We start from the raw sequence: 24918 nt of genomic DNA on the forward strand, positions 1-24918 counted from the left end.
GCCCTCGCTGGGGGCTGCCGCCCCCAGACCCCCGCTTCGGCCCTGAACGAGCCTCGTCCTCAAACGCCGGACGGGCTGGATGATACGGGCCGGCGCCGAGAAGGCTGGATGATGAGTTCGGCATCCCAAGGGAGCCGTGGCTCACAGGCCCCGGTGTTTCAGGGAAAAGCAATGCCGGCGCAGCTCCCCAGCTGCGCCGGCATTTGTGCCGTCCGCCGCACCCCCGTCCCCACGGGGTTTCATGGGTGGATGTCCCCGCCCGGACCGCTCTTCCGGGCCTGGGGTCGCCGCTCAGCGCCCCAGCATCACGCCCACGGACGACGCCTGTGTGGCCACTGTCTCCCAGCCGTCGAAGACGAGGAGGAGAAGGGCCGCCAGGGGAAGGGCCATGAGTGTCGCCACCAGGGGGTGGCGGCGGCCCTGGCGACGGGGACGCAGCAGCGTGCGCTCCTGCATGCGGATCACTGTCCGCGGTGCCGTCTGGGCCATGGTCCCTCTCCTGACCTGTGTCAGTTGTCGTTGGCAGCGGCGGGTGTCTGACCTCGGGGGACGAGTGCTGCACCCGCCGCTTGACCTCAAATCTAGGCGCGTGGCCGCCCCGGCACGTCATGCCCTCGTACCGATTGGCGGGCCTCCCGGAGGATGAGCCATGACCTGCGGAGTACTCCCCTGGGTGGAGACGAGGTCCTAGGTCTCGGGGTCTTCCCCGAGGGGACGCCCGGTGTGCCCCGCTTTCTCATGGCTCCTCTCCGAGCCGTCCTCGCGCGGGATCGGCTGCTCGACCAGCGCGAGGACCCGGTTCGCCATGAAGCGGGCCGTACGTACGACCGATCCGCTTCGGGTGACTTCGCTCACTTCCACGACACCTCGACGCACCGCCGTCTCCACCCTGCGGCCCGCCCTGCTCGCCACCACCTCGTACGTGCGCGTCGTGTCCCCGGCGTCCACGACTATCTCCACGCGATCACCCTTCACGGGCTCAATCCCCCTTCTGTCACGGGTGGTTGGGGGCACACCTGCCGCTAAGTCGCCCTGCTCACCCACCCTCTGACCACCCTTCAAGTCTCCCACCCACCACTGACAATCCATCGGGCCGAGAGGGCGCGGCCTCTGCGCACGGCGGCCCGCGGAAACGTAAGCTGTGGCTCGTCAGACGGACCGGGCAGCGGGGATGAACATGGCGATGATGCGCCTGAGGCGCGAGGACCCGCGCGTCGTCGGCTCGTTCAGGCTTCACAGACGGCTCGGCGCGGGCGGCATGGGCGTTGTCTACCTGGGCTCCGACAAGAAGGGCCAGCGGGTCGCGCTCAAGGTGATCCGGCCCGATCTGGCGGAGGATCAGGAGTTCCGCTCGCGCTTCGCGCGTGAGGTCTCGGCGGCACGGCGGATTCGCGGCGGCTGTACGGCACGGCTGGTGGCCGCCGATCTCGAGGCGGACCGCCCCTGGTTCGCCACGCAGTACGTGCCCGGCCCCTCCCTGCACGACAAGGTCGTCGACGCGGGCCCGCTCGGCGCCGCGGAGGTCGCCGCCGTCGGGGCCGCGCTGAGTGAAGGGCTGGTCGCCGTTCATGAGGCCGGGGTCGTTCATCGGGATCTCAAGCCGTCCAACATCCTGCTGTCCCCCAAGGGGCCGAGGATCATCGACTTCGGCATCGCCTGGGCGACGGGGGCCTCGACCCTGACGCATGTGGGTACGGCGGTCGGCTCGCCCGGCTTCCTCGCCCCGGAGCAGGTGCGCGGAGCCGCCGTCACCCCGGCCACGGACGTCTTCTCGCTGGGCGCCACGCTCGCGTACGCGTCGATGGGTGACTCACCCTTCGGGCACGGCAGTTCCGAGGTGATGCTGTACCGCGTCGTGCATGAGGAGGCGCAGCTGCACGGGGTGCCCGATGCGCTGGCCCCGCTGGTGCGCGCCTGCCTGGCGAAGGACCCGGAGGACCGGCCCAGCACACTTCAGCTGTCGTTGCGGCTGAAGGAGATCGCCGCCCGTGAGGCGCAGGGCTTCGCCGACGTACGCCCGCCGGCCCAGCGTTCCCCGGAGTCGGACCGGCCGACCGGGCGGCTCGCCGACACCTATGCCGATCAGCAGCGTGCCCAGCGGCGGGCGCAGGGGCCTGCCCCGTCCCGTGGCACCGGCCTGCCAAGGGGCAACGGCACCCCGCGCGTCCCGGGCCCCGCGCGCGACACGGCAAGGCCGCCGAAGGGTCACGGCGGTCCGCAGGGCGGGACGGCGTCGGCCCGCCCCGGGGCCCGGTCGATGCCCGGTCCCCGCACCTCGCCCCGCTCGCCCAACGGCGGCCGGCCCGCCCCGCGCGGCGGCAATGGACGCCCGGCTCCCCGGAACACGGGGACGGGGCGGCGGCCCGCCAATCCTCAGCTGCTCCGGCAGCGGCTGTTCGTGTTCGTCGTGGTGACGCTGCTCGTGGCGCTCGGTATCGCGGCGGCCCAGGGCTGTCAGGGGCCGGACCGCGGACTCGGCGGGGAAGGGAGCGGCGGCGGTGACGTCGTGCGTCCGAAGCAGGAGCAGGTGGAGCCGGACTTCGAGCCGCTGGACGAGGAGCCGATGTCCGAGCAGTACGACTCGACGTTCGAGATTCCTGAGTAGAGCGCCCGGTCGGCGGCGTCCGCCGGGTCTCCCCTTTCGCCTCCTGTGCCGTGGCTCTAGAGCCGGGGGCGGCCGGTGGCCACCGCGTAGAAGGCGACCGCGGCCGCCGCGCCGACGTTGAGGGAGTCGACTCCGTGGGCCATCGGGATGCGGACCCATTCGTCGGCGGCCACCAGGGCCTGGGTGGAGAGGCCGTCGCCCTCGGCGCCGAGCATCAGCGCGACCCGGTCCATGCGGTGCGGGGCTGCCTCGTCGAGGGTCTTGGCCTTCTCGTCGGGGGTGAGGGCGAGGAGCGTGAAGCCGGCCTCGCGGACCGATTCGAGGCCCTTGGGCCAGGTGTCGAGGCGGGCGTACGGCACCGAGAAGACCGCGCCCATGGAGACCTTGACGCTCCGGCGGTACAGCGGGTCCGCGCAGTCCGGCGAGAGCAGGACCGCGTCCATGCCGAGGGCGGCGGCGGAGCGGAATATGGCTCCGATGTTGGTGTGGTCGTTCACCGACTCCATGACCACCACGCGGCGGGCGGTCTGGAGCAGGTCGGTCGCGGTCGGCAGCGGCTTGCGCTGCATCGACGCCAGCGCGCCGCGGTGCACGTGATAGCCGGTGACCTGCTCGGCGAGCTCCGGGCTGACCGCGTACACCGGCGCCGGGAGCTCGTCGATGACGTCGCGCATGACGTCGACCCACTTGGCCGACAGCAGCATCGACCGCATCTCGTAGCCGGCGTCCTTCGCCCGTCTGATGACCTTCTCGCCCTCGGCGATGAACAGACCCTCGGCCGGTTCGCGCTTGCGGCGCAGTTCGACGTCGGTCAGGCCCGTGTAGTCGCGCAGGCGGGGGTCGGTCGGGTCATCGACGGTGATGAGATCGGCCACAGGGTGATACTGCCTTGTCCTGGGTGTGGTGCCAACGGTTCGGGACGGGTTGGGTTACCCGCGGTTACTCGGAAGGTCTCGGTCCTACGTTCACCACGTCGCCGATGACGATGACCGCCGGCGGCTTGACGTCGTGGTCGAGCACCGCCTGGCTCGCCGTCGCGAGGGTCGCGTCGACCCTGCGCTGGGCGGCCGTGGTGCCCTCCTGGACCAGGGCGACGGGCGTGTCGGGGGACTTGCCGTGCGCGACGAGGGTCTCGGCGACCTTCCCGATCGTGCCGACGCCCATCAGGATCACCAGCGTGCCGGTCAGCTTGGCGAGCGAGGGCCAGTCGACCAGGGAGCGCTCGTCGTCCGGGGCGATGTGCCCGCTGACCACGGTGAACTCGTGGGCGACGCCCCGGTGCGTGACCGGGATGCCGGCGGCGCCCGGGACCGAGATGGAGCTGGAGATGCCGGGCACGACCGTGCACGGGACGCCGGCCTCGGCGAGCGCCTGGACCTCCTCCATGCCACGGCCGTAGACGAAGGGGTCGCCGCCCTTGAGGCGGACCACCGACTTGCCCTGCTTGGCGTGTTCGATCAGCGCGTTGTTGATGGCCTCCTGGGCCATGAAGCGGCCGTACGGCAGTTTCGCCGCGTCGATCACCTCGACACTCGCGGGCAGTTCGGCGAGCAGGTCGCGCGGGCCCAGGTGGTCGGTGATGACGACGTCGGCCTCGGCGAGCAGACGGCGGCCGCGCACGGTGATCAGGTCCGGGTCGCCGGGGCCGCCGCCGACCAGGGCGACGCCGGGTGTGCGGGTGCGGTGGTGCGGGGCGACGAGCGTGCCGTCGCGCAGGCCCTCGACGACCGCGTCGCGGATGGCTGCGGTGTGACGGGGGTCGCGGCCGCGTGCGTCGGTGGTCAGGACGGCGACCGTGACGCCCTCGCTGTGGCCGGTGGCCGGGGTCCAGGCGGTGGCCGCGTCGGCGTCGTCGGAGCGGACGCACCACACGCGATGGCGCTCGGCCTCGGCGGAGGCGGTGGTGTTGGCCTCGTGATCGCCGGTGGCGATGAGGGCGTACCAGGCGTCCGCGAGGTCGCCGTCCTCGTACGTCCGCTTCCTCCAGGTGATCTCGCCCGCGTCCGCCATCGCCTCGACCGACGGGGTCGCTTCGGGGGATACGAGGACGATGTCGGCGCCGGCTGCGATGAGGGCCGGGAGGCGGCGCTGGGCGACCTGGCCGCCGCCGAGGACAACGACCCTGCGGCCGGTGAGGCGGAGGCCTACGGGGTAGGCGGGGTGTTCGGCCATGAGGGTGCGGCTCCTCTTTCGGCGGCGGTGCGATGCCCTGACGTGCGGATTTTATGCTGCGGCCGGTTTCGGCGGTTCAAGTGTCCGATGGCTGGGCGACCGCAGCGACGTGACTGGGGGACCCGGGGTTGCACGCCCCCGGGTCCCCCAGTCGCGTGTCTACTTCTCGGTGACCCCGGCCGAGTCGAACGTCGCCACCTCGTGCATCGCCCGCGCCGTGCTCTGCACCAGCGGCAGGGCCAGAAGCGCGCCCGTGCCCTCGCCGAGGCGGAGGTCGAGGTCGACCAGTGGGCGCAGGCCCAGCTTGTTGAGGGCGGCCACATGGCCGGGCTCGGCGCTGCGGTGGCCCGCGATGCAGGCGGCGAGGACCTCGGGGGCGATCGCGCGGGCGACCAGGGCGGCGGCACCGGCGCTCACGCCGTCGAGGATCACCGGCGTACGCAGTGACGCACCGCCCAGCAGGAGGCCGACGAGCGCGGCGTGCTCGAAGCCGCCGATCGCGGCGAGGACGCCGATGGGGTCGGCCGGGTCGGGCTGGTGGAGCTCGATCGCGCGGCGCACGACCTCGGTCTTGCGGGCCAGCGTCTCGTCGTTGATGCCGGTGCCGCGGCCGGTGACCTCGGCGGCGTCCACTCCCGTGAAGACGGAGATCAGGGCGGCCGACGCGGTCGTGTTGGCGATGCCCATCTCGCCCGTGAGCAGCGCCTTGTTGCCGGCGGCCACCAGGTCGCGGGCGGTCTCGATGCCGACCTCGATGGCCTGCTTGGCCTCCTCGCGGGTCATCGCGGGGCCGGTCGTCATGTCCGAGGTGCCCGCGCGGACCTTGCGGGGCAGCAGGCCGGGTGTGGCGGGAAGGTCGGCCGCGACACCGACGTCGACGACGCACACCTCGGCGCCCACCTGCCCCGCGAACGCGTTGCAGACCGCGCCGCCGCCGAGGAAGTTGGCGACCATCTGGGCGGTCACCTCCTGGGGCCAGGGGGTGACTCCTTGCGCGTGCACGCCGTGGTCGCCCGCGAAGATCGCGACGGCGGCGGGCTCCGGGATGGGCGGCGGGCACTGCCGGGACAGGCCGCTGAGCTGCGCGGAGATGATCTCCAGCATGCCGAGCGCACCGGCCGGCTTGGTCATCCGCTTCTGCCGTTCCCACGCCTCGCCGAGCGCCTTGGCATCCAGCGGGCGGATCTGGGCGACGGTCTCGGCGAGCAGGTCGTGCGGCTCCTCGCCGGGCAGGGCGCGGCGGCCGTACGTCTCCTCGTGCACGACCCAGGACAGCGGGCGGCGCTTGGACCAGCCGGCCTGGAGCAGCTCGGGCTCGTCCGGGAACTCGTCGACGTACCCGACGCACAGATAGGCGATGACCTCCAGATGCTCGGGCAGCCCCAGCGCGCGGACCATCTCACGCTCGTCGAAGAAGCTGACCCAGCCGACGCCGAGGCCCTCGGCGCGGGCGGCGAGCCAGAGGTTCTCGACCGCGAGCGCCGCGGAGTACGGCGCCATCTGCGGCTGGGTGTGCCGGCCGAGGGTGTGGCGGCCGCCGCGGGTGGGGTCGGCGGTGACGACGATGTTCACCGGGGTGTCGAGGATGGCCTCGATCTTCAGTTCCTTGAACTGCTTCGCCCGGCCCTTGGGGAGGGACTTGGCGTAGGCGTCGCGCTGGCGCATCGCCAGCTCGTGCATGGTGCGCCGGGTGTCCGCGGAGCGGATGACGACGAAGTCCCAGGGCTGCGAGTGCCCGACGGAGGGCGCCGTGTGGGCGGCCTCCAGCACCCGGAGCAGGACCTCGTGCGGGATGGGGTCGCTGCGGAAGCCGTTGCGGATGTCGCGGCGCTCGCGCATCACCTTGAGGACGGCCGCGCGTTCGGCGTCGTCGTAGGCGGGCGCCGCCGGGCCGGTGGGCTGTCGTGTTTCCTCGACCACGGCCGTACTCGCTTCCGCCTGCTCCTGCTGGTCTTCCTGATCGGCGGCCCGGGTGTCCAGGTCGTCCGCGTGCTGTACGAGTTCGGGGTCGCCGTCACGGGGCCCGGGCACCGTGACGACAGGGCCCGGTCCCTCCGCCACCGGCAGCACGATCGGCTGCGGCGGGGTCGGGGCGAGGTGCGGGGTGGTCGGCACCGAGCCCTCGACCGGCACGAACTGCCCCATGGGCTGATCGGGCACGGGCTCCTGCGGGATGCCACCCGGCAGGACGGCGACGGCCCCAGCCCCTCCGGACTCCGTCGGCTCGACGGCCGGTCGCGCGGGGTCCTCCGCGAGTTGCACGGGCTGCGCCTGGGATCGGAGCTGCGGGCCGGCGGGTTCGGCGACGAACGGCTCGGGGTTCTCGACCGGCACGCCCTGCGCCGGGGTCGTACGGGATCCGACGGTGCCCGGGGCGCCGACCGCGGCGAGCGGCTGGGGGCCGGCGGCCGACTCGGCGGCACCGTCCGGAGTCTGCGGGGCGTCCGGGAGCGGAGCCGGCGGGGTGACCACGGCTGCCGCGGGATCCGCTACGGGGGCTTCCGCGTCGGCGGCGGGCGCGCTCGCGTCCACGGCCTGTGCGGCGGGGTCGGCGTCGGTATTCACCGGAACTCCGTCCTGCGTCGGCTGCTGCTGGGCCTGCGCGAGGTTGACGTCCGGCCCGGCCTCGGGGACCTGCGCCTGCTGCGGCTCCTGAGCGGGCAGCTCGGCCGGAACGGGGGGTTCGTTCTGCTGGGCGGTCTGATCCGCGGCCATGGGGTGCGGGGTCGCATCGGCGGCTACGGCCGCGGGGGCACCGGCGGCGGGCGTGGTTGCGGCGTCGGCGCGCGCGGCAACGGCGTCGGCGGGCGCTGCTTCTGCCTCGGCGGCGGCCGCGGCGTCGGCGTCGGCGGGCGGGACAACGGGCGCGGCTACGGCGTCGGCCGCCTGCGGGGGCGGTGCGACAGGCTCCGCTCCCGCGAGCTGGGGAGCCTGAGAGGCGTCCGGGAGGGCTTGAGTGGCCTCGCGGTGCTCAGGCACTTCGGCTTCGGGAACCTGCGCGGCATCCGGGAGGGCTTGAGCTGCCTCGGGTGCCTGCGCGGCGTCCGGGAACTGAGCCTCGGGCGGCAGCGCGGCCTCAGGCGGCAGGGCGGCCACGGGAGAGGCGGCGGCCTCGGGAGAGGGGACGGCCTCGGGAGAGGGGACGGCCTGCGGGGTGAGGGGCTCGGCGATCTGCGCGGAGGCCTCGGCGGGTACGAGGGCTGCGGCGTCCGGAGCCGGGGCGCCAGGAGCCTGGGCGGTGCCCGAAACGGGAGCGCCGGGAACCGGGGCTACGGAAACCTCGGCGGCACCGGAAGCTGGAGCGCCGGGAACCGGGGCTCCAGAAACTTCGGCGGTGTCGGAAGCTGGAGCGCCAGTAGCCGGGGCGGTGCCAGGAGTCGGGGCGGCGCCAGGAGCCGGGGCGGCGCCAGGAACCTGGGCGGCGCCAGGAACCTGGGCGGCGCCAGGAGCCGGGGCGGAGCCGGAACCCTCAGCAGTGTCAGCAGCCGCGGCACCAGGCACGTGCACGGCGTCAGCAACCGGGCCACCGGGCACCTGCACGGCATCGGAGGCGGATACCCCGGTAGGCGGCTGGCTCTGCGGAGCGGGAGCGTCGGCCACCTGACCGGTGCCGTCCACGGAGGGTTCGGCGACCTGACCGGTGCCGTCCACGGAGGCTTCGGCGACCTGACCTGTCCCGGCGACGCCGCCTTCGGCAACCGCAGCGACATCACCGGCGGAGCCAGCGGCAACCTGGCCGGCGTCAGCGACCCCGGCGCCGGAAGCCTCACCGGCCTCGGCGGCAGACGCCTCGGGAAGCGCGGCGGCCTCGGGCACGGTGCCCTCCACGACCGGCGGGACCTCGGCAACCGGCATGCCCTCGGCAACCGGGGCGGCCGCATCCAAAGGCGCTTCTCCGGAGACGAGCGGCTCGGCAGCGTCCGGAGCCGGAACCTCGGCAACCCCGGCGGCCTCAGCCCCGACCGGAGCCTGCCCGATCCCAGCGCCACCCTCCGGAGCCCCGCCGACGCCCGGAACCTGACCACCGTCCCCGCCGGGCATCGGCCCGGCAGCCGGGACAGCCTCGCTCACCGGCGCGACGTCGGCAGCCAGGGCCTCGCCACCGCCGACGACGGGCACGACCGGGTCACCACCAGGAGCCGGCACGACCCCGGCCCCGCCACCGCCGGCCACCGGCGCGACCGGGTCACCGACGGGAGTCGGCACGACCCCGGCCCCCTCCCCGGCACCCTCGGCACCGGGAACGACCCCGCCCCCGGCGACCCCGACGGCACCCGCGGCCGCCGGCCCCTGCGTGCCGTCCGGACCGGGCGCCGTCTCGGCGACCGACGGCTGCTGTCCGGCGTGAACGCCCTCCTCGCCCTCCTGTGGAGCGGGCGCGGGGACCCGGGTCGCAGCCGTCCGTGCCACGCCACCGGGCCGCTCGGTGGGAACAACCGTTTCGGCAGCCGGTGCCTCGGTGCTCGACGGCCCGGGGGCCGGAGTCTGGGCCTGCGCACCCCAGGGCGCCGCCGGCTGCGGGACCGTGGCGTCGAGGTACTCGGGAGCCTGGCGGACCGGTGCGCCGACGGCGCCGCGGTCGGCGAGGGAGCGGACCGGGCTCGCGGAGGCGTCCGGGATCGGCGGTCCGAGGTGCAGGGGGCGGCGCGGGGTGATCGGCGGGATCGGTGACGTCGGAGCCGTCGGGCCCGGGAGGCGGACGCCGCTGAGGTCGACCGAGCCGCTGTCACGGCCGGAGATCTCGTGCGGGCCCGGCTCGTGCACGGTTTCGACGACCGGCTCCGGCATGGGCGGGGCGACCTCGTTGCCCCAGGCGCCCTGGGGCCCGGGCATCAGCAGGTCTTCGTCCTCGGCGGTGGTCTCGGAGAGGTAGGTGTACGTACCGTGCGCCGCGGGGGCGCCCGGCTGGTCCACCGTGCCTGCGCTCTCCGGCAGTCCCTCGCCCGGGACCTGGCCGGTGTCGGTCATGCGTACCCCTCGCCCATCGGTTAGTGCTTATACGACCAGCTCACCGGGAACGGCGCACCGACCGCCCCCGCAGTGAAGAACGAGCGTGCATGCCCAGCGGCACGAACGACCCGTCCCAAAAAGGCGACAAAGCCATTGAGTGGCATTGTCGTGGCCATTCGTCCGTCGCGACAGCTTGATCCGCGACAGGCCGATGTGGACTGCGCCACGTTGCGCGTCCCCCGGTTTCGCCGTACCACACCCACCCCAAACAGGGCATGTTTTTCCGGACATTGACCGACGAATAGCCGGGCGACCGAGTGCGGTACAACGATCGGCCAGCCTACCGCGCGCGGTACGACAACAGGATCACCGGGAGGGCGGATGGTCACACCGTGCGATCGGGCGGTCTCCGCCCGTCGTGCGACCGTCGCTCCTCAACGTGAGGCCGCGCGCCGCCCCAACTGCCCGGTGAGCAGGAAGGCGACACTGCGCTCGCGCTCGGTCCAGGCCCGGGTGTCGAGTTCGACGGACTGGAGGAGGGAGCACTCGACGTCGTAGCCGTGTTCGGAGAGTCCACGGCCGATGAGTTCGGCGTCGTCGCGGGTCGCGGCGTGCGTGACGATGCACTGCGGGCGCCGGTCGGCGACGGCGGAGACGACGGCCGCTCCCCCGCCGCCGACGCGCACGACGTCCGGCTCGGGGAGGTTCTCCAGGACGTGCGGGGCGGTGCCGTGGACGATCTGGAGCTGCACTCCGAAGGCGCGTGCGTTCGCCTCGGTGCGGCTGCAGGCCTGCGGGTCGCGGTCGACGGCGATGACGGCGGCGCCGGCCCGGGCGGCCTCGGTGGCGAAGGCGCCGCTGCCGCAGCCGATGTCCCACACGAGGTCGCCGACGCGCGGGCCGAGCCGGGCGAGTTGGGCCGCGCGCAGCGGTTCGAGTTCGCTCTCACTCATGAGTCCGCCGTAGGACTCGGCGGGCAGCGTCCAGCCGCGCGGACCGGTGCCCGGGTCGCGGCCGGCGATCCAGCCGCCGGATTCCGCGGCGCCGGCCGGGCCGCCGATGACGATGACGACGTTCGGGTCGCGCCAGGTGTGGTCGGCGGCCTTGTCGGAGGTGACGACGGTGACCTGCTCGCGTTCCGTGCCGAGTTCCTCGCAGATGACGAAGGTGCGGTGGACGCCTTCGAGGAGCAGGCCGAGTTCGGCGGGTCCGGCGCCGGGCGAGGTGAGAACGGCGACTTTGGTGTGGGCGCGGCACACATTCACCGCGCGTCGCAGGGTGCGGCGGTGTGCGACGACCACCTGCGCGTCGTCCCAGGGCATACCGGCACGGGCGAAGGCGGCGGCGACCGAGGAGACCGCGGGGACGACCTCGACCTCCAGGCCGAACTCGGGCGCCCGCAGGGTCCGTACGACGCCAAAGAAGCCGGGGTCGCCGTCGGCCAGCACGACCGCGGTGCCGCGGTGGCCGGCGATGCGGCGGGCGGCGAGGGCGACGCTGCCGAGGCGGATGCGCTCGGCGGCCGGCGGCACCTCGGGCAGCGCCAGGTGGTGGGCGGCACCGGCCACGAGCGTGGCGGCTCCCAGGGCGGAGCGGGCCGCTGCGGTCAGCGGCGAGCCGTCCCACCCGATCACCGTGACGCGGTCGGCCATCGTCGTCAGTCTCCAGGGTTTGCGCAGGTCGTCGTAGGTCGGCCCGAGGGGCAGGCTCCGTGAGGGTACCTGGTCACCGGTGCGGTACCGCCCCTGCCCGTGGGGTCGTTTTTCGTCAGTTCCACTCGCCGAACGAGGTGAAGCCGCCGCTGTCGGCCAGTTGCTCCCCGGCGCCGTCGAGGTCCTCCGGCAGCAGGCTCCACACGATGAAGTCGGTGCGTACGTCGGCCCAGGTGCCGTCGTCCGTGCGGACGTGCGCTATGCACGCGTTGCGCAGGACGCCCTCGCTGATGCAGCCGATCTTCTGAGCGACCTGCTGGGAGGCGGTGTTGTCGGCGGCGGTGCGCAGTTCGATGCGCTCGAACTTCTGGTCGGTGAACAGCCATTGGGCGGTGGCGAGCGCGGCCTCGGAGGCGTAGCCCTCGCCGCGGGCCCAGGGGGCGACGATGTACGACAGCTCGGTGGCGCGCACATGCCAGTTCGTCTTGGTCAGCTGGACCACGCCGACCAGGCGCTGGGTGAGGAACTCGGTGACGGCGAGGTCGAGTCCGCGTCCGGCCTCGCGCTCCGTCGGGGCGTACTCGGCGATCCAGGTGCGGGCGCCCTCCTCGGTGAAGGGCTGCGGGACGTCGGTCCAGGCGCCGACCTGTTCGTCGTTCATCATCTCGGCCAGCGCGGGCACGTCGTCCTCGTCAAGGGGGCGCAGCACCAACCGCTCCGTGCTGATGGAGATGTTGGGGAAGGTGCTAGTCATGCGACGCTCCGTAACCTTCGACGAACGTTCAAGGCCTGCTGAACTGCCCAGCATGCAGCATGAAAGCACTGAACTGCACCACGGGGTCCACACCAAGTGAAGGAGTGGACCCCGTGCGTGGCGATACGCGGTAAACGCACCGTCAGATAACGCTTGACCTCTTAGAACGCCGCGACGACCGCACCGTCGTACTTGTCCTCGATGAACTTCTTGACCTCGGGCGAGGTCAGCAGCTCGGCGAGCTTCTCGACGCGCGGGTCGTCCTCGTTGCCCTTCTTCACGGCGAGGAAGTTGCCGTAGGGGTTGTCCTTGGGTGACTCGGCGACGAGGGCGTTCTCGGCAGGGCTGAGGTCGGCCTCCAGCGCGTAGTTGCCGTTGATGACGGCGGCGTCGACGTCACCGAGGGAGCGCGGCAGCTGGGCCGCCTCCAGCTCCTTGAAGTTCAGGTTCTTCGGGTTGGAGGCGATGTCCTTCGGGGTCGCCTCGTAGCCGACGCCCGCCTTGAGCTTGATCACACCGTTGGCTTCGAGCAGCTTCAGCGCGCGGGCCTCGTTGGTGGTGTCGTTCGGCAGGGCGACGGTGGCGCCCTTCTTCAGGTCCGTCAGCTTCTTGACGCCCTGGGAGTACACGCCGAGCGGCTCCAGGTGCACCGTGGCGCCCGGCACGGCGACGATGTCGGTGCCGTTCTTCTTGTTGAAGTCGTCCAGGTACGGCTGGTGCTGGAAGTAGTTGGCGTCGACCTCACCCTGCTGGACGGCCGTGTTCGGGGTCACGTAGTCGGTGAACTCCTTGACCTCGAGTTCGAGGCCGGCCTTCTTCGCGAGGTTCTCCTTGATGTACGTGAGGATCTCGCCCTGCGGGGTGGGCGTGGCGGCGACCGTCAGCGGGGCGCTCGCGTCGGAGCCTGAGTCCTTGTCCGAGCCGCAGGCGGAGAGCCCGAGGGTGAGGGCTCCGGCGGCGAGGACGGCGGTGGTGATCTTGGCGGTGTTACGCACGAAAAGTGCCTTTCCTAAAGGGTGGTGCAACCCCGTGGTGGTGTTACGGGGAGATCTGGGGGCGGTGAGCGGGGCTCAGACGGTCTTGCTGGTCGCCGTCGATGCCTTCAGCAGCCGCAGCTTCGGCGCCGGGCCCGACTGGCCGCCGCGGCGGTGCAGGGAGCGGGCCGCGTAGTCGCCGGCGGACTGGATGAGGGAGATGACGACGGCGAGGATCGCGACGGTGATCCACATCAGCTCGGTCTCGAAGCGCTGGAAGCCGTAGCGGATGGCGATGTCGCCGAGGCCGCCCGCGCCGACCGTGCCGGCCATGGCGGAGTAGCCGATGAGGGCGACGATCGTGGTCGTGGTGCCGGCGATGACGGACGGCAGGGACTCGGGCACGAGGACCTTGCGCACCACGGTCCAGGTGTTGCCGCCCATCGACTGCACGGCCTCCACGAGCCCGCCGTCCACTTCGCGGACGGCCGTCTCGACCAGGCGCGCGAAGAACGGGATGGCGCCGATGGCGAGCGGCACGATGGCGGCCTCACGGCCGATGGTCGTGCCGGTGACCCAGCGCGTGAAGCTCATCAGCGCGACCATCAGGATGATGAACGGCATCGACCGGGCGATGTTCACGATCTGCCCGATGACCTTGTTGGCGAGGACGTTCTGGAGGAGCCCGCCGCGGTCGGTGAGGACGAGCAGGATGCCGAGCGGCAGACCGCCGACGACGGCGATGAGGGCGGACCAGCCGACCATGTAGAGGGTGTCCCAACACGCCTGCTCCAGCAGGGGCTGCATTTCGGACCAGGTCACAGCTGGGCACCTTCCTTGAGCAGTACGGGCTCCTGGCCCAGTACGTCGATCTGCAGGCCCTGTTCGCGCAGGAAGCCGATCGGCACGACGTTGTCCTCGTAGCGGCCGGGCAGTTCGATGCGCATCCGGCCGACCTGGAGGCCGCCGACGGTGTCGATGGCGGCGCCGAGGATGGAGATGTCGATGTTGTAGGTGCGCGACAGCTGGGAGATGACCGGCTGGGTGGCGGCCTCACCGTGGAAGGTGATGTCGACGACGGTGCGGTCGTCCGCGGAGGCCTCGCCGCCGACCGGGAAGAGCGCGGAGGCGAGTTCCGAGCCGGGGGTGGCGAGCAGTTCGCTGACCGTGCCGGACTCGACGATGCGGCCGTTCTCCATCAGCGCGGCCGAGTCGCAGATCGACTTCACGACGTCCATCTCGTGGGTGATGAGCAGGACGGTCAGGCCCAGCTGCCGGTTCAGGTCGCGCAGCAGCTGGAGGATGGAGCGGGTGGTCTCGGGGTCGAGGGCGCTGGTGGCCTCGTCGGAGAGCAGCACCTTGGGGTCGCCGGCGAGGGCGCGGGCGATGCCGACGCGCTGCTTCTGGCCGCCGGAGAGCTGGGCGGGGTAGGCCTTGGCCTTGTCCGCGAGCCCGACGAGGTCGAGCAGTTCGCGCGCCTTGTCGGAGCGCTCCTTGCCCGACTTGCCGAGGATTTCGAGCGGCAGCTCGACGTTGTCCTGGACGGTCCGGGAGGACAGCAGGTTGAAGTGCTGGAAGACCATGCCGATACGGCTGCGCGCCCGCCGCAGCTCCTTGCCGGCCCGGGGACCGCGTCCGGCGAGGGCGGTGAGGTCCTGTCCGGCGACGGTGACCGTGCCGGCGGTGGGGCGCTCCAGGAGGTTGACGCAGCGGATGAGCGAGGACTTGCCGGCGCCGGACTGGCCGATGACGCCGTACACCTCGCCTTCGCGGACGTGCAGGTCGACGCCGTCGAGGGCGGTGACCTCGCGGCCGTGTGAGCGATAGACCTTGGTCAGGCCTGATGTCGTGATCACAGGGGGTTCCGTCACTGTCGAGTACGCGGGCGTGGGTGTGCCCTGGTACGGGAGGGAAGTCATGCGCGGGCAACTCGGTCTCGTACGGCATGAGGCGTACGGACGTGCCACGGCGGCTCGCTTCGGGGCGCGAGCTCAGGGAGTGGTGCGGGGGCCCTCTAGAAGGCGCACATTCGGCGCACGCGACACATACAACGAGCACCGGGCGTCATGGTCGCCTCGGTCGCAGTGGTGCGGCAGCTCGTCGTGGTCATGCGATCAGTAAATCAGACGTATTGCGGTGACCAAGAACCGCTGTCCGCATTGCGGACAGCGGTGGACAGGCGTCAGCCTCGGACGGAGATCTCCACCGCCCCGTCGTTGACCAGCGCGGACAAGGCCGACAGGTCCTTCACGACCAGATCGGCGTCGACCTCGTGGGCCGGGTGGGTTGTGGTCAACGCCACGGTGGTCATGCCGGCGGCGCGACCTGACGCGAGACCGGCGGGGGCGTCCTCGAAGACGACGCAGTCGGCCGGGTCGACGCCCAGTTCACGGGCGGCGAGGAGGTAGGGCTCGGGGTCGGGCTTGCCGCGGGTGATGTCGTCGGCGGTGATCATCGTCTTGGGCAGGATGCCGACGGCGTCGAGCCGGGCCTCGGCGAGGCGGCGGGTGGCGGAGGTGACGACGGCCCAGCGGTCGGCGGGCAGCGAGCCGAGGAAGGCCTTGGTGCCGGGCAGCAGGTGCACACCGTCGTTCGGTACGTCCTCGATCTCCATCGCCTCGATGCGGGCGAGGGCCTCGGGCACGATGTCGGCGGGCAGCAGTTCGGCGACTATCTCGACGGCCGGACGTCCGTGCAGCTCGACCCTGCCGAACTCCTCCGAGATGCCGTACTCCTCGGCCCACCGCGCCCAGCAGCGGTCCACGGAGGCGAGGGAGGAGACGAGGGTGCCGTCGTTGTCGAAAAGGAGGGCATGTGCACGGATCTTCATGCCCCCGACCCTACGGTGCCGTCCGGGGGCGGCCGCATCAGGTCTTTTGGGCCGTAATAGGCTCGCCGCATGTTTGATGCCCTGACGCTGGTGACCGGGGTCGCCGCGCTGTTGCTCGCCGCGTGGTGCGGCTGGGCGGCCTACCGTGACCAGCCGACCAAGGACTGGCACTTCATCGGGATGGCCGTGGTGACGGTGCTGGCCCTGGTGCAGCTGGTCGTCGGGATCGTGCAGCTGGCGCGGGGCGAGAAGCCGGAGCAGGGCACGACGATCTTCGTCGCCTATCTGCTGGGGTCGTTCGCGTGCATTCCGGCCGCGGGCTTCATGTCGCTGGCCGAACGCTCCAAGTGGGGTTCGGTGACGGTCGCCGCCGGCGGTGTGGTGCTGGCCGTGCTCGAGGTACGGCTCTATGACATCTGGGGAGGCTGAGGTGGCCGTGGCCGAGGACAAGCCGACGCGGCTGATCAGCGGGCCCGGGGTGCTGCTGGTGTGGCTGTACGGCGTGATGGTCGTCGGCGCCGTGTCGCGCTCGGCGTACCAGATCGCGACGGAGTTCGACCGGGCGCCGCTCGCCTATTCGCTGTCGGCGGTGGCGGGTCTGGTGTACGGCTTCATCACCTACACCTTGGTGCGCGGGGGCGAAACGGCCCGCAGGGCGGCGCTGGTGTGCTGCGCCGCCGAGCTCGCGGGCGTACTGATCGTCGGTACCTGGACCCTGGTGGAGCCCTCGGCGTTCCCCGACGCGACGGTGTGGTCCGACTACGGCATGGGGTATCTGTTCATCCCCGTACTGCTGCCGCTGTCGGCCATCTACTGGCTCCGCAAGGCGCGAACCCTCAAGCCGTAGCGACGAAGGCGCCGGCCGTCTTCTCCAGGACGATCATCGGGACCCCGTCGGCGCCCTTCGACGTGCCCACCGTCTCGTAGCCGACCTTGCGGTACAGGCGGAGGTTGCCCTCGCTGCGGTGGCCGGTCTCCAGGCGGAACCTCTTCGCGCCGCGCTGCTCGGTCAGGGCCGCTTCCGCCGCGCGCAGCAGCCGCGCGCCGATGCCGTGCCCTTGGAGGCGGGGGTGGACGCAGAGCTTGCCGATGGCGGCGGCGCCGTCCGCGGTGACGCTGCCGCGTACCGAGCCGACCACCTCTTCGCCGAGCCGTGCCACGAAGACGCAGTCCGCGGCCACCTCGCCCCGGACGGAGTCCAGGGTTTGGACGAGCGGGTCGATGCGGTAGTTCCCATACAGCGCCGCTTCGCTCTGGAAGCACAGGTACTGCAACCTGAAGATCTGCTCCGCGTCCTGCTCGGTCGCCGCAGAGATGGTCACGCTCATGCCCATGTGCGCACGCCTCCCGCTCACCTGATCGCCTGTCGTCCCTCACTCCTATCCCCGCGCACCGCGGGCCGCAACCTCCGGCGTGAGCAATCGGCGCAGACATCCCAGGCATCTGGAACGTTCCGGGCCGAGACTGCCCTGTGAGATACCCAACTCCCCCGCGATTTCCCGGTATGTCAGGTCGTTCGGGGAGAGGAGCGCCTCCATGAGACGGGGGCAGCGGCCGGGCAGCCGGCGGACCGCTTCGCGCAGGGCCCGGCCGCGGGCGGCGGCGAGGGCGAGGTGCTCGGGGTCGTGGCGATCGGTGTCGTCCACGGGCTCGTTCTCGTAGGGCCGCTCATGTCTGGCCGTACGGCGGCTTCGGCGCGCCTCGGAGCGGACCGCCCTGCGCAGCCAGGCGGGCGGGTCGACGGGCGGACCGTCGGAGTCGAGGCGTTCCAGAAGGCGGAGCCAGACCGCCTGTTCCAGGTCGCCCGGCTCCGCTCCGGAGGCGGGTGCCTCGGCACGGGCCTCCGCGACGAGCAGCGGGCGCAGGGCGGAAACCAGGTCGTCCCTCATGTCCGGCACGACGCGGCCGCCCGGGCAGGAGGTTGCCCGGGCGGTCGACGCTCACCCCAATCGGGGCGGGGGGCTCAGGCGTTGACGAAGTCCTCGCGGGCCAGCAGGCCCGTGTCCGGGTTGTCGGTGAAGACACCGTCGATGCCGGTCGCGAAGTAGGTCCTGTAGGCGCCGAAGACGTCGCCGTAGGCGTCCGCGTCGGTGCCCTTGCGGAAGTTCGCGGGGAGGAAGGGGTTCTCGTTGCGCATCGTGTAGGGGTGCAGGATCAGCCCGACCTTGTGCGCGTCCGCGACCAGCGTGGTGGGCGTGGTGAGGTTGCCGGCCGCGTCCTTCGGGATGACCAGGTCCAGGGTGGGGCCGATGCCCTGGGCGTAGGAGGCGATCTCCCTGAGGCCGGCCGGCTTGATCAGGTCGGCCACCGTGCGCGGGTCGCCCGTCTCCACGAAGTCCCAGGGGCGGGAGGTCGCGCCGGAGAGCAGGACCACGAGCGGGTTGTCGACGAGCTTGTTCAGCCGCTGGACGCTGGTCGGCTCGAAGGACTGGAGGATGACCGGGGAGTTCCGCCGGTCGCGGCCGTACTTGTGCAGCACCTTGGCGACCCGCTCCTCCAGGGCGAGGCCCTGCTTGCGGAAGTAGGTGGGGTGCTTGAGCTCGGGGTAGATCCAGACCTGCTTGCCGCGCTTGCGGGTCTGCTCGTCCTGCCAGCGCAGGACCTCCTCGAAGGTGGGGATCTCCCAGCGGCCGTTGTAGAGGGTGTTGTGCGGGCGGTTGGCCGGGATGCGCTCGGTCGCGCGCAGGGTCTTCAGCTCTGCGAGCGTGAAGTCCTCGGTGAACCAGCCGGTCGTGGCGACACCGTCGAGGGACTTCGTCTTCCTGCGGTCGGCGAACTCGGGGTGGTCCGCCACGTCGGTCGTGCCGCCGATCTCCGGCTCGTGCCGGCAGACCAGATGGCCGTCCCTGGTGGGCACCAGGTCTCCGGCCTCGACGATGTCCGCGCCCATGTCGAGGGCCAGCTGGTAGGAGCCGAGGGTGTGCTCGGGGCGGTAGCCGCTGGCACCGCGGTGGCCGATGATCGTCGGCTTGGGCAGGCTCTTCACTCCACCGCCTCCGTGCCGGGCCTCCGCGGCCTTCGCCGTACCGGACAGCCCGAGGACCGCGCTGCCCGCGCCGAGTACGGCCGCGCCGAGCAGCATCCGCCGTCCGGTGACCGCCGTCTGCTCGTTCTCCTGGGTTCCCATGAGCGCCCTTCCTGCCTTCTCCTCATCGGTGCGGGCCGATGGTAAGTGCGCGTCCATGACAGGGGGGAGACCTGGGGCATAACTCGCGGGGGACTCCGGATGTCGCATGAGAAGGGCGAGGTGACGGCACGTCGGATTCGTCGCGGACCCGCGGGGCACCCGTACGGCGGCGCCCGGGAGCGATGTCCGTCACACATTGCGCGCGCGTTACGGACGGTCGGCGGCGGATCACCACAGGTAAAGGTGCGTCAACGGCGAGTAAGACCTCGGTGAAGTCGGCCCACCCGATGTGCGGGACCCCCTGAACCGCGAGTATCGTCCTCACCTGCACAGACTCATACGAATCCCTTGACACCGGAGGGCCCGTTGTCCCGCTTCGCGCTCATCAAGGCAGTGCTCGGACCGATCATGCGCCTGATGTTCCGCCCACAGGTGGAGGGCGCGGAGCACATTCCGGGCGACGGCCCGGTCATCCTGGCCGGCAACCACCTCACGTTCATCGACTCGATGATCCTTCCGCTGGTCTGCGACCGTCAGGTGCTGTTCATCGGCAAGGACGAGTACGTCACCGGCAAGGGCTTCAAGGGTCGTCTGATGGCCTGGTTCTTCACCGGCGTCGGCATGATCCCGGTGGACCGGGACGGCGGCCGGGGCGGCGTGGCGGCGCTGATGACCGGGCGGCGCATCCTGGAGGAGGGCCAGGTCTTCGGCATCTACCCCGAGGGCACCCGGTCTCCCGACGGCCGGCTGTACCGGGGCCGTACCGGCATCGCGCGTCTGACGCTGATGACGGGTGCGCCGGTCGTTCCCTTCGCCATGATCGGCACGGACAAGATCCAGCCGGGCGGGGCGGGGATGCCGCGGCCGCGCAAGGTGACGGTGCGGTTCGGTGAGGCGATGGAGTTCTCCCGGTACGAGGGGATGGACCGGGACCGGTATGTGCTGCGGGCGGTGACGGACTCCGTGATGGCGGAGGTCATGCGGCTGTCGGGGCAGGAGTACGTGGACATGTACGCCAGCAAGGCCAAAGAGGCGGCGTAGCCACTCGGAACAGGACTTCGCCGGAACGGGACTTCAGACGGCGGGCTGCCCTTCGGGCGGCCCGCCGTTCGTGTGCTCCGCTCCCGGCGCCGGCAGCCACAGCACGAACGTCGACCCCTCCCCCACCTTCGAGAACAGCCGCACCTGCCCCCCGTGCGACTCCACGATCTGCCGGACGATCGCCAGGCCCAGCCCCGCGTGCCGGTCCCGATGGCCTGCCTTGCCCTTCGCCCGCCAGAAGCGGTCGAAGACATGGGCCTGGTCGTCGTCGAGGATGCCCGGGCCCTCGTCCCGTACCGCGGCCCACAGCCAGGCGCCGGCCCGGCCGGCGGCCACCGTGACGGTCGTGCCCGGCGGCGCCAGGCGTACGGCGTTGGAGAGCAGGTTGCCCACGGCCCGGCGCAGGGCGTCGTGGTCGCCGATGACGGTCAGGCCGGGTGCGAGGCGGCGGCGCAGGGCGAGGTCGCGGTCGGTGGCGAGCGGCGCGAACTCCTCGCAGGCATCGTCCGCCGCGGCGGCCAGGTCGACGTCGGTGTCGGCGAGGGCGGGTGCGTTGCGGCGGGCGGTGGCGAGGAGGTCCTCGACGAGCCGGGTCATCCGGGTGGTCGCACGGTCCACGCTGCGGGCCGCGGTGCGGCGCTCGGCCTCGTCGGACTCCTCGGCGGTCAGTACGGCGTCCAGGTTGGCGCGGATGATGGCGAGCGGGCTGCGCAGTTCGTGCGAGGCGTCGTCGATGAGCTGGCGCTGGGCGCGGAAGGCCTCGTCGAGCCGGTCGAGCATGGAGTCGACGGTGTCGGCGAGGTCGCGCAGTTCGTCCTTCGGTCCCTGCAGATGGATGCGCTGGGAGAGGTCGGTGGCCTGGATCTCGGCGGCGGTACGGGAGATGGCGCGGACCGGGCGCAGGGCGCGGCCGGAGAGGATCCAGCCGAGGGCGAGGCTGGCGACGGCGACGCCGCCGAGCACGGCGAAGGAGAAGCCGCGCAGGTTGGCGAGGGTCTCGTAGTTCACGGCGGCCTCGACCTCGGCGACCTTGACGGCGTCGAACTCCCCCACCTCCCGCCCGTTCACGATCTTGGTGACGGAGAACTGCTTGGTGACGGGGCGTGCCTCGCCACTGCGTTCGACGGCGAGGTAGGTGCCGCCGAGGACGAGGGCGGTGAGGACGAAGAGCAGTCCGGAGTACAGGACGGTGAGACGGAAGCGGATGGTGTGGGTGAAGGCGGGGAGCCGGATCCGCCGCGGGATCCTCGGCGACGGCAGCTTCATGGCGTCTCCTTCAGCCGGTAGCCCTGCCGTATCACCGTCTCGATCAGCGGCTCCTCCTCACCGGTGACCTTGCGGCGCAGGGAGCCGACCGTGACGCGCACGGTGTTGGTGAAGGGGTCGGCGTACTCGTCCCAGACGTGTTCGAGGAGTTCCTCGGCCGGGACGACACGGCCGGGGCGGGTCATCAGGTAGTGCAGGACGGCGAACTCCTTGGGCGTGAGCCGGAGCCGGCGTTCGCCGCGGTACGCCTCGAAGCGGGCGGTGTCCAGGCGGAGCCGGCCGACCTCGACGACCGCGGTGCCGCCGTCCTCGCGGCGCAGGAGGGCGCGGATACGGGCGAGCAGTTCGGGCAGGGCGAAGGGTTTGACGAGATAGTCGTCGGCTCCCTCGTCGAGGCCCCGCACCCGGTCGGCGAGGCGGTCGCGGGCGGTCAGCATCAGGATGCGGGGTCCGCCGGGGGTGGCGCGGATGGCGCGGCAGACCGTGAAGCCGTCGCCGTCGGGCAGGTTCAGGTCCAGCAGGACGAGGTCGTACTCGTTGACGGCGAGCTTCTCGGTGGCGGTGTCGACGTCCGGGGCGACATCGACGGCGTAGCCGCCCCTGACCAGGCCGACCTTGAGCGCGACGACCAGGTCCTCCTCGTCCTCGACCACGAGCAGTCGCATGATCTGCCCCCTGTCATCCTCCGTCGATGATGGTGCGGGCGGCGGTCGCCGCGTCGGCCACGGGGATCGCGAAGCCGATGCCGATGGAGCCGGCCCTCTGTTGGTCCAACGTCGCGATGGCCGTGTTGATGCCGATGACCCGTCCCGCGTCGTCGACCAGGGGTCCGCCGGAGTTGCCCGGGTTGATCGAGGCGTCGGTCTGCAGAGCGCGGCGCTGTCCGCCGTCGTCGCCGAGGCGCACCGAGCGGTCCAGGGCGCTGACGATGCCGGAGGTGACGGTGCCGCTGAGCCCGAGCGGGGAGCCGATGGCGAGGACGGTGTCGCCCACGGCGGGCCGGGTGCCGGTGGCGAGTTCGGCGGCCCGCAGTCCGCGCGAGGTCTCCGGCTCCAGGACGGCCACGTCGTGCGCGGGGTCGTCGCCGATCACCTCCGCGCTGAGTCGGCGGCCGTCCTGCAACTCGACCCGGACATGTGAACTCCCGGCCACGACATGGGCGTTGGTGAGGATCCGGCCCCGCTCGTCGAAGACGAACCCGGAGCCCTGTCCGTCGTCCGTGCGGACGGAGACGACGCTGGGCAGGACTCGCGCGGCCACGGCCTCCAGGTCTCCGGAGGCGCGGGAGGCGGCCGGGGCGGCGGGGTCGTCGTCGCCGAGCGTCCCGGCCGCGTAGCCGGCGAGACCGCCCGCGAGGGCGGCGGCAAGGAGAGTGGCGACGAGGGGCCGGGTGGTGCGCGGTGTCCGTGGGGGTGACGGTGGCGGGGTGGCGTACGAGGTCGGCGGGAGCGATGTGACCGGTGTGGCGGGCGGGTTCGGGGCCCGGCGGTCCAGGGGGCGGCCGGGCACGAACGACGGGCCGCGCGGCGTGCCCAGGCCGGGGCGGGCATCGGGAGGGGACGGGTCGGTCACGGTCGTTGCACCTCCAGGGGTGATGTCACGGCAGGCGCGAGAACCACAGCAGCGACATCGCGGCCGCGATCAGCGCGGTGACGAGCCCGCCGGCCACGAACCACTGCCAGATCTCGCGTTCCTCGGTGCGATGGCCGACGGAGCTGCCGATGTCCTCGTACACGGCTTCCAGTTCCGCTCCGGAGGCGGCCTCGTGGTAGTCGCCGCCGGTGCGGGTCGAGAGGTCCTCCAGCGCGGGGCCGTCGACGGGGACCCGCAGGACGTTGCCGCCCGGCAGTTCGACGATCCCGTCCTCGGTGCCGTACGCGATCGTCGAGACCGGGATGCGGTCGGCGGCGATCTCCTCGGCCGCCGACTCCACCGAGCGTCCGGAGGTGTTGGCGCCGTCGGAGAGCAGCACGACATGGGCGGGCGGCGGGTCGGTCTCGGCCTGCCGGTCCAGGCGCCGGATCGCGTCGCGCGAGGCGATGACCGCGTCGCCGATCGCGGTGGCCTGGCCGGGGGTGAGCGTCTCGATGGCCCGGCGCAGCACCTCGCGGTCCGTGGTCGGCGGGACGGCGACCGTGGTGGTGCCGCTGAACGGTACGAGCCCGACGTTGAACCGCTCGGGCAGCCGGTCGACGAAGGTCAGGGCGGCTCGCTTGGCGGCCTCCATGCGGGTGGGTTCGACGTCGGTGGCCTCCATGGAGCCGGAGACGTCGAAGGCGACCATGATGGTGGCCCGCTCGCGCGGCACCTGGACGTCGGCCGTGGGCCGGGCGAAGCCGACGACCAGCAGACCGAGGGTGGCGCAGAAGACCCCGGCGGGCAGATGCCTGCGCCAGCCCGGCCGGCTGGGGGCGACCTTGTCCAGCAGGTCGAGGTTGGTGAAGCGGACGGCGTACCGGCCGCGCCCGCGCTGTGTCAGGACGTACGCGGCGACGAGGACGGCGAGGGGTATCAGGAGCAGCAGCCAGCCGGGCGAACGCAGGCCCATGGTTCCTCCTCTCCCGCGCCGATGGGTGTCACGCGGCACCGCCTCCCGCACGGCGTCGCTGGTCCTCCACGTACCGCACGACGTCACGCACCCAGTCCCGGTCGGTGCGGAGCCTGAGGTGTCCGGCGCCCGCGCGGCTGATGGACCGCTTGATCAGGGCCCGCTGCTCCAGCGCGGCGGCGGCGTACCGCTCGCGCAGCCCACGGACATGGGTGGGGATCTCGCGCCGGCGTCCGGACTCCGGGTCGACGACGGTGAGCAGGCCGACGTCGGGCAGTGCCAGCTCGCGCGGGTCGACGGTCTCGACGGCGAGGACCTGGTGGCGCCGGGCGACCGTGCGCAGCGGGCGTTCCCAGCCGGTCTCCAGGAAGTCGGAGACGACGGCGACGAGGCCGGGCGCGGGCAGCACCCGCAGCGCACGCAGGGCGTCGGCCAGCGTGTGCTCGGGGACGCCGGGTGCCACCCGCGGCCGGTCGAGGGCGGCGCGCAGGATGGTGAGGAGCTGCCGCCGCCCGGTGCGGGGCGGGATGCGCCGGATGCCGTACGGCCCGGTGAGCTGCGCGCCGAGCCGGTTCCCGGCGCGCTCGGTGAGAAACGCGACGGCCGCCGCCGCACCCACCGCGAGGTCCCGTTTCTCCATCCGTGCGGTGCCGAAGTCCATGCTCGCGGAGGCGTCAAGCACGATCCAGGTGGTGAGTTCGCGGTCGGCGAGGGTGAGGCGGACGTGCGGGACGGTGGTGCGGGCGGTGGCGTTCCAGTCCATGTGGCGCACGTCGTCGCCGATGATGTACGGCCGGGTCTCCGCGACCTCGCCGCCGGGCCCGGGCAGCAGGCCGGAATGGTCGCCCTGGAGCAGGCCGTACGGGTGCCGGGTGAACAGCAACTCCAGGTGTTTCAGGGCCTGTTCGGGCGTGAGTTCGCTGAGGGTTGGGGTCATGCCGCCCTACCTTCTTGAGTGCGTCCCGTGAGTTCGCGACTCTGGGACTGCGCGGGTGGGGC

At 72.1% G+C, this 24918-nt stretch carries 23 protein-coding genes; 4 read left to right on the plus strand and 19 right to left on the minus strand.

Translation table 11 applies throughout. The annotated features are described in order from the left end of the window. Window positions 1-291: 291 nt before the first annotated feature. Entirely contained in the window at window positions 292-489 is a 198-nt protein-coding gene (locus ACFPQ9_RS37310; protein WP_062722625.1) for a hypothetical protein, read from the minus strand. A 198-nt stretch (window positions 490-687) separates the two neighbouring features. Beyond that, window positions 688-975 (minus strand): hypothetical protein, encoded by a 288-nt coding sequence (locus ACFPQ9_RS37315; RefSeq protein ID WP_380863332.1) that lies wholly within the window; start codon window positions 973-975, stop codon window positions 688-690. Between the two features lie 196 nt (window positions 976-1171). Between ACFPQ9_RS37315 and ACFPQ9_RS37320 the strand changes: the two genes are divergently transcribed. Beyond that, complete coding sequence (locus ACFPQ9_RS37320) at window positions 1172-2605, plus strand: serine/threonine-protein kinase (protein ID WP_380863378.1); 1434 nt, start codon at window positions 1172-1174, stop codon at window positions 2603-2605. A 56-nt stretch (window positions 2606-2661) separates the two neighbouring features. On the opposite strand, the gene ACFPQ9_RS37325 is transcribed toward ACFPQ9_RS37320, so the two are convergent. The 9 genes from ACFPQ9_RS37325 to ACFPQ9_RS37365 all read right to left on the minus strand — a co-directional run bounded on the left by ACFPQ9_RS37325 (window position 2662) and on the right by ACFPQ9_RS37365 (window position 15937). After that, complete coding sequence (locus ACFPQ9_RS37325; RefSeq protein ID WP_380863334.1) at window positions 2662-3480, minus strand: TrmH family RNA methyltransferase; 819 nt, start codon at window positions 3478-3480, stop codon at window positions 2662-2664. 64 nt (window positions 3481-3544) lie between these two features. Beyond that, window positions 3545-4777 (minus strand): uroporphyrinogen-III C-methyltransferase, encoded by a 1233-nt coding sequence (gene cobA, locus ACFPQ9_RS37330; protein ID WP_380863336.1) that lies wholly within the window; start codon window positions 4775-4777, stop codon window positions 3545-3547. Window positions 4778-4936: 159 nt separating this feature from the next. Then, window positions 4937-9745 (minus strand): nicotinate-nucleotide--dimethylbenzimidazole phosphoribosyltransferase, encoded by a 4809-nt coding sequence (gene cobT, locus ACFPQ9_RS37335; protein WP_380863338.1) that lies wholly within the window; start codon window positions 9743-9745, stop codon window positions 4937-4939. A gap of 416 nt (window positions 9746-10161) precedes the next feature. Continuing rightward, window positions 10162-11379, minus strand: a complete 1218-nt coding sequence (cbiE, locus tag ACFPQ9_RS37340; RefSeq protein ID WP_380863340.1) for a precorrin-6y C5,15-methyltransferase (decarboxylating) subunit CbiE — start codon at window positions 11377-11379, stop codon at window positions 10162-10164. 115 nt (window positions 11380-11494) lie between these two features. Next, window positions 11495-12133, minus strand: coding sequence for a GNAT family N-acetyltransferase (locus ACFPQ9_RS37345; RefSeq protein ID WP_380863342.1), 639 nt, complete (start codon window positions 12131-12133; stop codon window positions 11495-11497). A 161-nt stretch (window positions 12134-12294) separates the two neighbouring features. Continuing rightward, window positions 12295-13128 (minus strand): MetQ/NlpA family ABC transporter substrate-binding protein, encoded by an 834-nt coding sequence (locus tag ACFPQ9_RS37350; RefSeq protein ID WP_380863344.1) that lies wholly within the window; start codon window positions 13126-13128, stop codon window positions 12295-12297. A gap of 75 nt (window positions 13129-13203) precedes the next feature. Further along, window positions 13204-13929 (minus strand): methionine ABC transporter permease, encoded by a 726-nt coding sequence (locus tag ACFPQ9_RS37355; protein WP_380863346.1) that lies wholly within the window; start codon window positions 13927-13929, stop codon window positions 13204-13206. Further along, window positions 13926-14963 (minus strand): methionine ABC transporter ATP-binding protein, encoded by a 1038-nt coding sequence (locus tag ACFPQ9_RS37360; RefSeq protein ID WP_380863348.1) that lies wholly within the window; start codon window positions 14961-14963, stop codon window positions 13926-13928. The genes ACFPQ9_RS37355 and ACFPQ9_RS37360 overlap by 4 nt, the downstream gene beginning before the upstream one ends. 326 nt (window positions 14964-15289) lie before the next feature. Then, on the minus strand, window positions 15290-15937 hold the full coding sequence (locus tag ACFPQ9_RS37365) for an HAD family hydrolase (RefSeq protein WP_380863350.1): 648 nt from the start codon (window positions 15935-15937) through the stop codon (window positions 15290-15292). Between the two features lie 69 nt (window positions 15938-16006). Between ACFPQ9_RS37365 and ACFPQ9_RS37370 the strand changes: the two genes are divergently transcribed. Continuing rightward, complete coding sequence (locus tag ACFPQ9_RS37370; protein WP_272114697.1) at window positions 16007-16366, plus strand: hypothetical protein; 360 nt, start codon at window positions 16007-16009, stop codon at window positions 16364-16366. Further along, complete coding sequence (locus ACFPQ9_RS37375) at window positions 16347-16784, plus strand: hypothetical protein (RefSeq protein WP_380863353.1); 438 nt, start codon at window positions 16347-16349, stop codon at window positions 16782-16784. The genes ACFPQ9_RS37370 and ACFPQ9_RS37375 overlap by 20 nt, the downstream gene beginning before the upstream one ends. On the opposite strand, the gene ACFPQ9_RS37380 is transcribed toward ACFPQ9_RS37375, so the two are convergent. The 3 genes from ACFPQ9_RS37380 to ACFPQ9_RS37390 form a co-directional block, all read right to left on the minus strand. Continuing rightward, window positions 16774-17271, minus strand: a complete 498-nt coding sequence (locus tag ACFPQ9_RS37380) for a GNAT family N-acetyltransferase (RefSeq protein ID WP_380863355.1) — start codon at window positions 17269-17271, stop codon at window positions 16774-16776. The genes ACFPQ9_RS37375 and ACFPQ9_RS37380 overlap by 11 nt on opposite strands. Before the next feature lie 45 nt (window positions 17272-17316). Continuing rightward, complete coding sequence (locus ACFPQ9_RS37385) at window positions 17317-17826, minus strand: sigma-70 family RNA polymerase sigma factor (RefSeq protein WP_380863357.1); 510 nt, start codon at window positions 17824-17826, stop codon at window positions 17317-17319. A 74-nt stretch (window positions 17827-17900) separates the two neighbouring features. Continuing rightward, window positions 17901-19064, minus strand: coding sequence for a glycerophosphodiester phosphodiesterase (locus tag ACFPQ9_RS37390; protein ID WP_380863359.1), 1164 nt, complete (start codon window positions 19062-19064; stop codon window positions 17901-17903). Between the two features lie 366 nt (window positions 19065-19430). On the opposite strand from ACFPQ9_RS37390, the gene ACFPQ9_RS37395 reads away from it, so the two are divergent. Next, entirely contained in the window at window positions 19431-20105 is a 675-nt protein-coding gene (locus tag ACFPQ9_RS37395) for a lysophospholipid acyltransferase family protein (RefSeq protein ID WP_346182974.1), read from the plus strand. Between the two features lie 33 nt (window positions 20106-20138). Here ACFPQ9_RS37395 and ACFPQ9_RS37400 read toward each other — a convergent pair whose 3' ends face one another. Genes ACFPQ9_RS37400 through ACFPQ9_RS37420 form a run of 5 tightly spaced genes read right to left on the minus strand, consistent with a single transcriptional unit; the run spans window position 20139 to window position 24856 of the window. Continuing rightward, a complete protein-coding gene (locus ACFPQ9_RS37400; protein ID WP_380863362.1) occupies window positions 20139-21371 on the minus strand; it encodes a sensor histidine kinase in 1233 nt (410 codons plus the stop codon). After that, window positions 21368-22036 carry a response regulator transcription factor gene (locus ACFPQ9_RS37405; protein WP_380863364.1) on the minus strand — a complete coding sequence of 223 codons (669 nt, stop codon included), beginning with the start codon at window positions 22034-22036 and terminating at the stop codon, window positions 21368-21370. The genes ACFPQ9_RS37400 and ACFPQ9_RS37405 overlap by 4 nt, the downstream gene beginning before the upstream one ends. A 13-nt stretch (window positions 22037-22049) precedes the next feature. Then, a complete protein-coding gene (locus ACFPQ9_RS37410) occupies window positions 22050-22943 on the minus strand; it encodes a S1C family serine protease (protein WP_380863366.1) in 894 nt (297 codons plus the stop codon). 25 nt (window positions 22944-22968) lie between these two features. Then, a complete protein-coding gene (locus tag ACFPQ9_RS37415; protein ID WP_380863368.1) occupies window positions 22969-23919 on the minus strand; it encodes a VWA domain-containing protein in 951 nt (316 codons plus the stop codon). 28 nt (window positions 23920-23947) lie between these two features. After that, window positions 23948-24856 carry a DUF58 domain-containing protein gene (locus tag ACFPQ9_RS37420; protein WP_380863370.1) on the minus strand — a complete coding sequence of 303 codons (909 nt, stop codon included), beginning with the start codon at window positions 24854-24856 and terminating at the stop codon, window positions 23948-23950. Window positions 24857-24918 lie beyond the last annotated feature (62 nt).

It is taken from the genome of Streptomyces coerulescens (genome assembly GCF_042657965.1).
Lineage (GTDB): Bacteria > Actinomycetota > Actinomycetes > Streptomycetales > Streptomycetaceae > Streptomyces > Streptomyces coerulescens.

Bases quoted from the DNA above. Each gene is read 5' to 3' on its own strand.
- ACFPQ9_RS37310 (WP_062722625.1), bottom strand. From the start codon at position 489: ATGGCCCAGACGGCACCGCGGACAGTGATCCGCATGCAGGAGCGCACG.
- ACFPQ9_RS37320 (WP_380863378.1), top strand. From the start codon at position 1,172: ATGAACATGGCGATGATGCGCCTGAGGCGCGAGGACCCGCGCGTCGTC.
- cobA (WP_380863336.1), bottom strand. From the start codon at position 4,777: ATGGCCGAACACCCCGCCTACCCCGTAGGCCTCCGCCTCACCGGCCGC.
- cobT (WP_380863338.1), bottom strand. From the start codon at position 9,745: ATGACCGACACCGGCCAGGTCCCGGGCGAGGGACTGCCGGAGAGCGCA.
- cbiE (WP_380863340.1), bottom strand. From the start codon at position 11,379: ATGGCCGACCGCGTCACGGTGATCGGGTGGGACGGCTCGCCGCTGACC.
- ACFPQ9_RS37345 (WP_380863342.1), bottom strand. From the start codon at position 12,133: ATGACTAGCACCTTCCCCAACATCTCCATCAGCACGGAGCGGTTGGTG.
- ACFPQ9_RS37365 (WP_380863350.1), bottom strand. From the start codon at position 15,937: ATGAAGATCCGTGCACATGCCCTCCTTTTCGACAACGACGGCACCCTC.
- ACFPQ9_RS37370 (WP_272114697.1), top strand. From the start codon at position 16,007: ATGTTTGATGCCCTGACGCTGGTGACCGGGGTCGCCGCGCTGTTGCTC.
- ACFPQ9_RS37375 (WP_380863353.1), top strand. From the start codon at position 16,347: ATGACATCTGGGGAGGCTGAGGTGGCCGTGGCCGAGGACAAGCCGACG.
- ACFPQ9_RS37380 (WP_380863355.1), bottom strand. From the start codon at position 17,271: ATGGGCATGAGCGTGACCATCTCTGCGGCGACCGAGCAGGACGCGGAG.
- ACFPQ9_RS37385 (WP_380863357.1), bottom strand. From the start codon at position 17,826: ATGAGGGACGACCTGGTTTCCGCCCTGCGCCCGCTGCTCGTCGCGGAG.
- ACFPQ9_RS37390 (WP_380863359.1), bottom strand. From the start codon at position 19,064: ATGGGAACCCAGGAGAACGAGCAGACGGCGGTCACCGGACGGCGGATG.
- ACFPQ9_RS37400 (WP_380863362.1), bottom strand. From the start codon at position 21,371: ATGAAGCTGCCGTCGCCGAGGATCCCGCGGCGGATCCGGCTCCCCGCC.
- ACFPQ9_RS37405 (WP_380863364.1), bottom strand. From the start codon at position 22,036: ATGCGACTGCTCGTGGTCGAGGACGAGGAGGACCTGGTCGTCGCGCTC.
- ACFPQ9_RS37415 (WP_380863368.1), bottom strand. From the start codon at position 23,919: ATGGGCCTGCGTTCGCCCGGCTGGCTGCTGCTCCTGATACCCCTCGCC.
- ACFPQ9_RS37420 (WP_380863370.1), bottom strand. From the start codon at position 24,856: ATGACCCCAACCCTCAGCGAACTCACGCCCGAACAGGCCCTGAAACAC.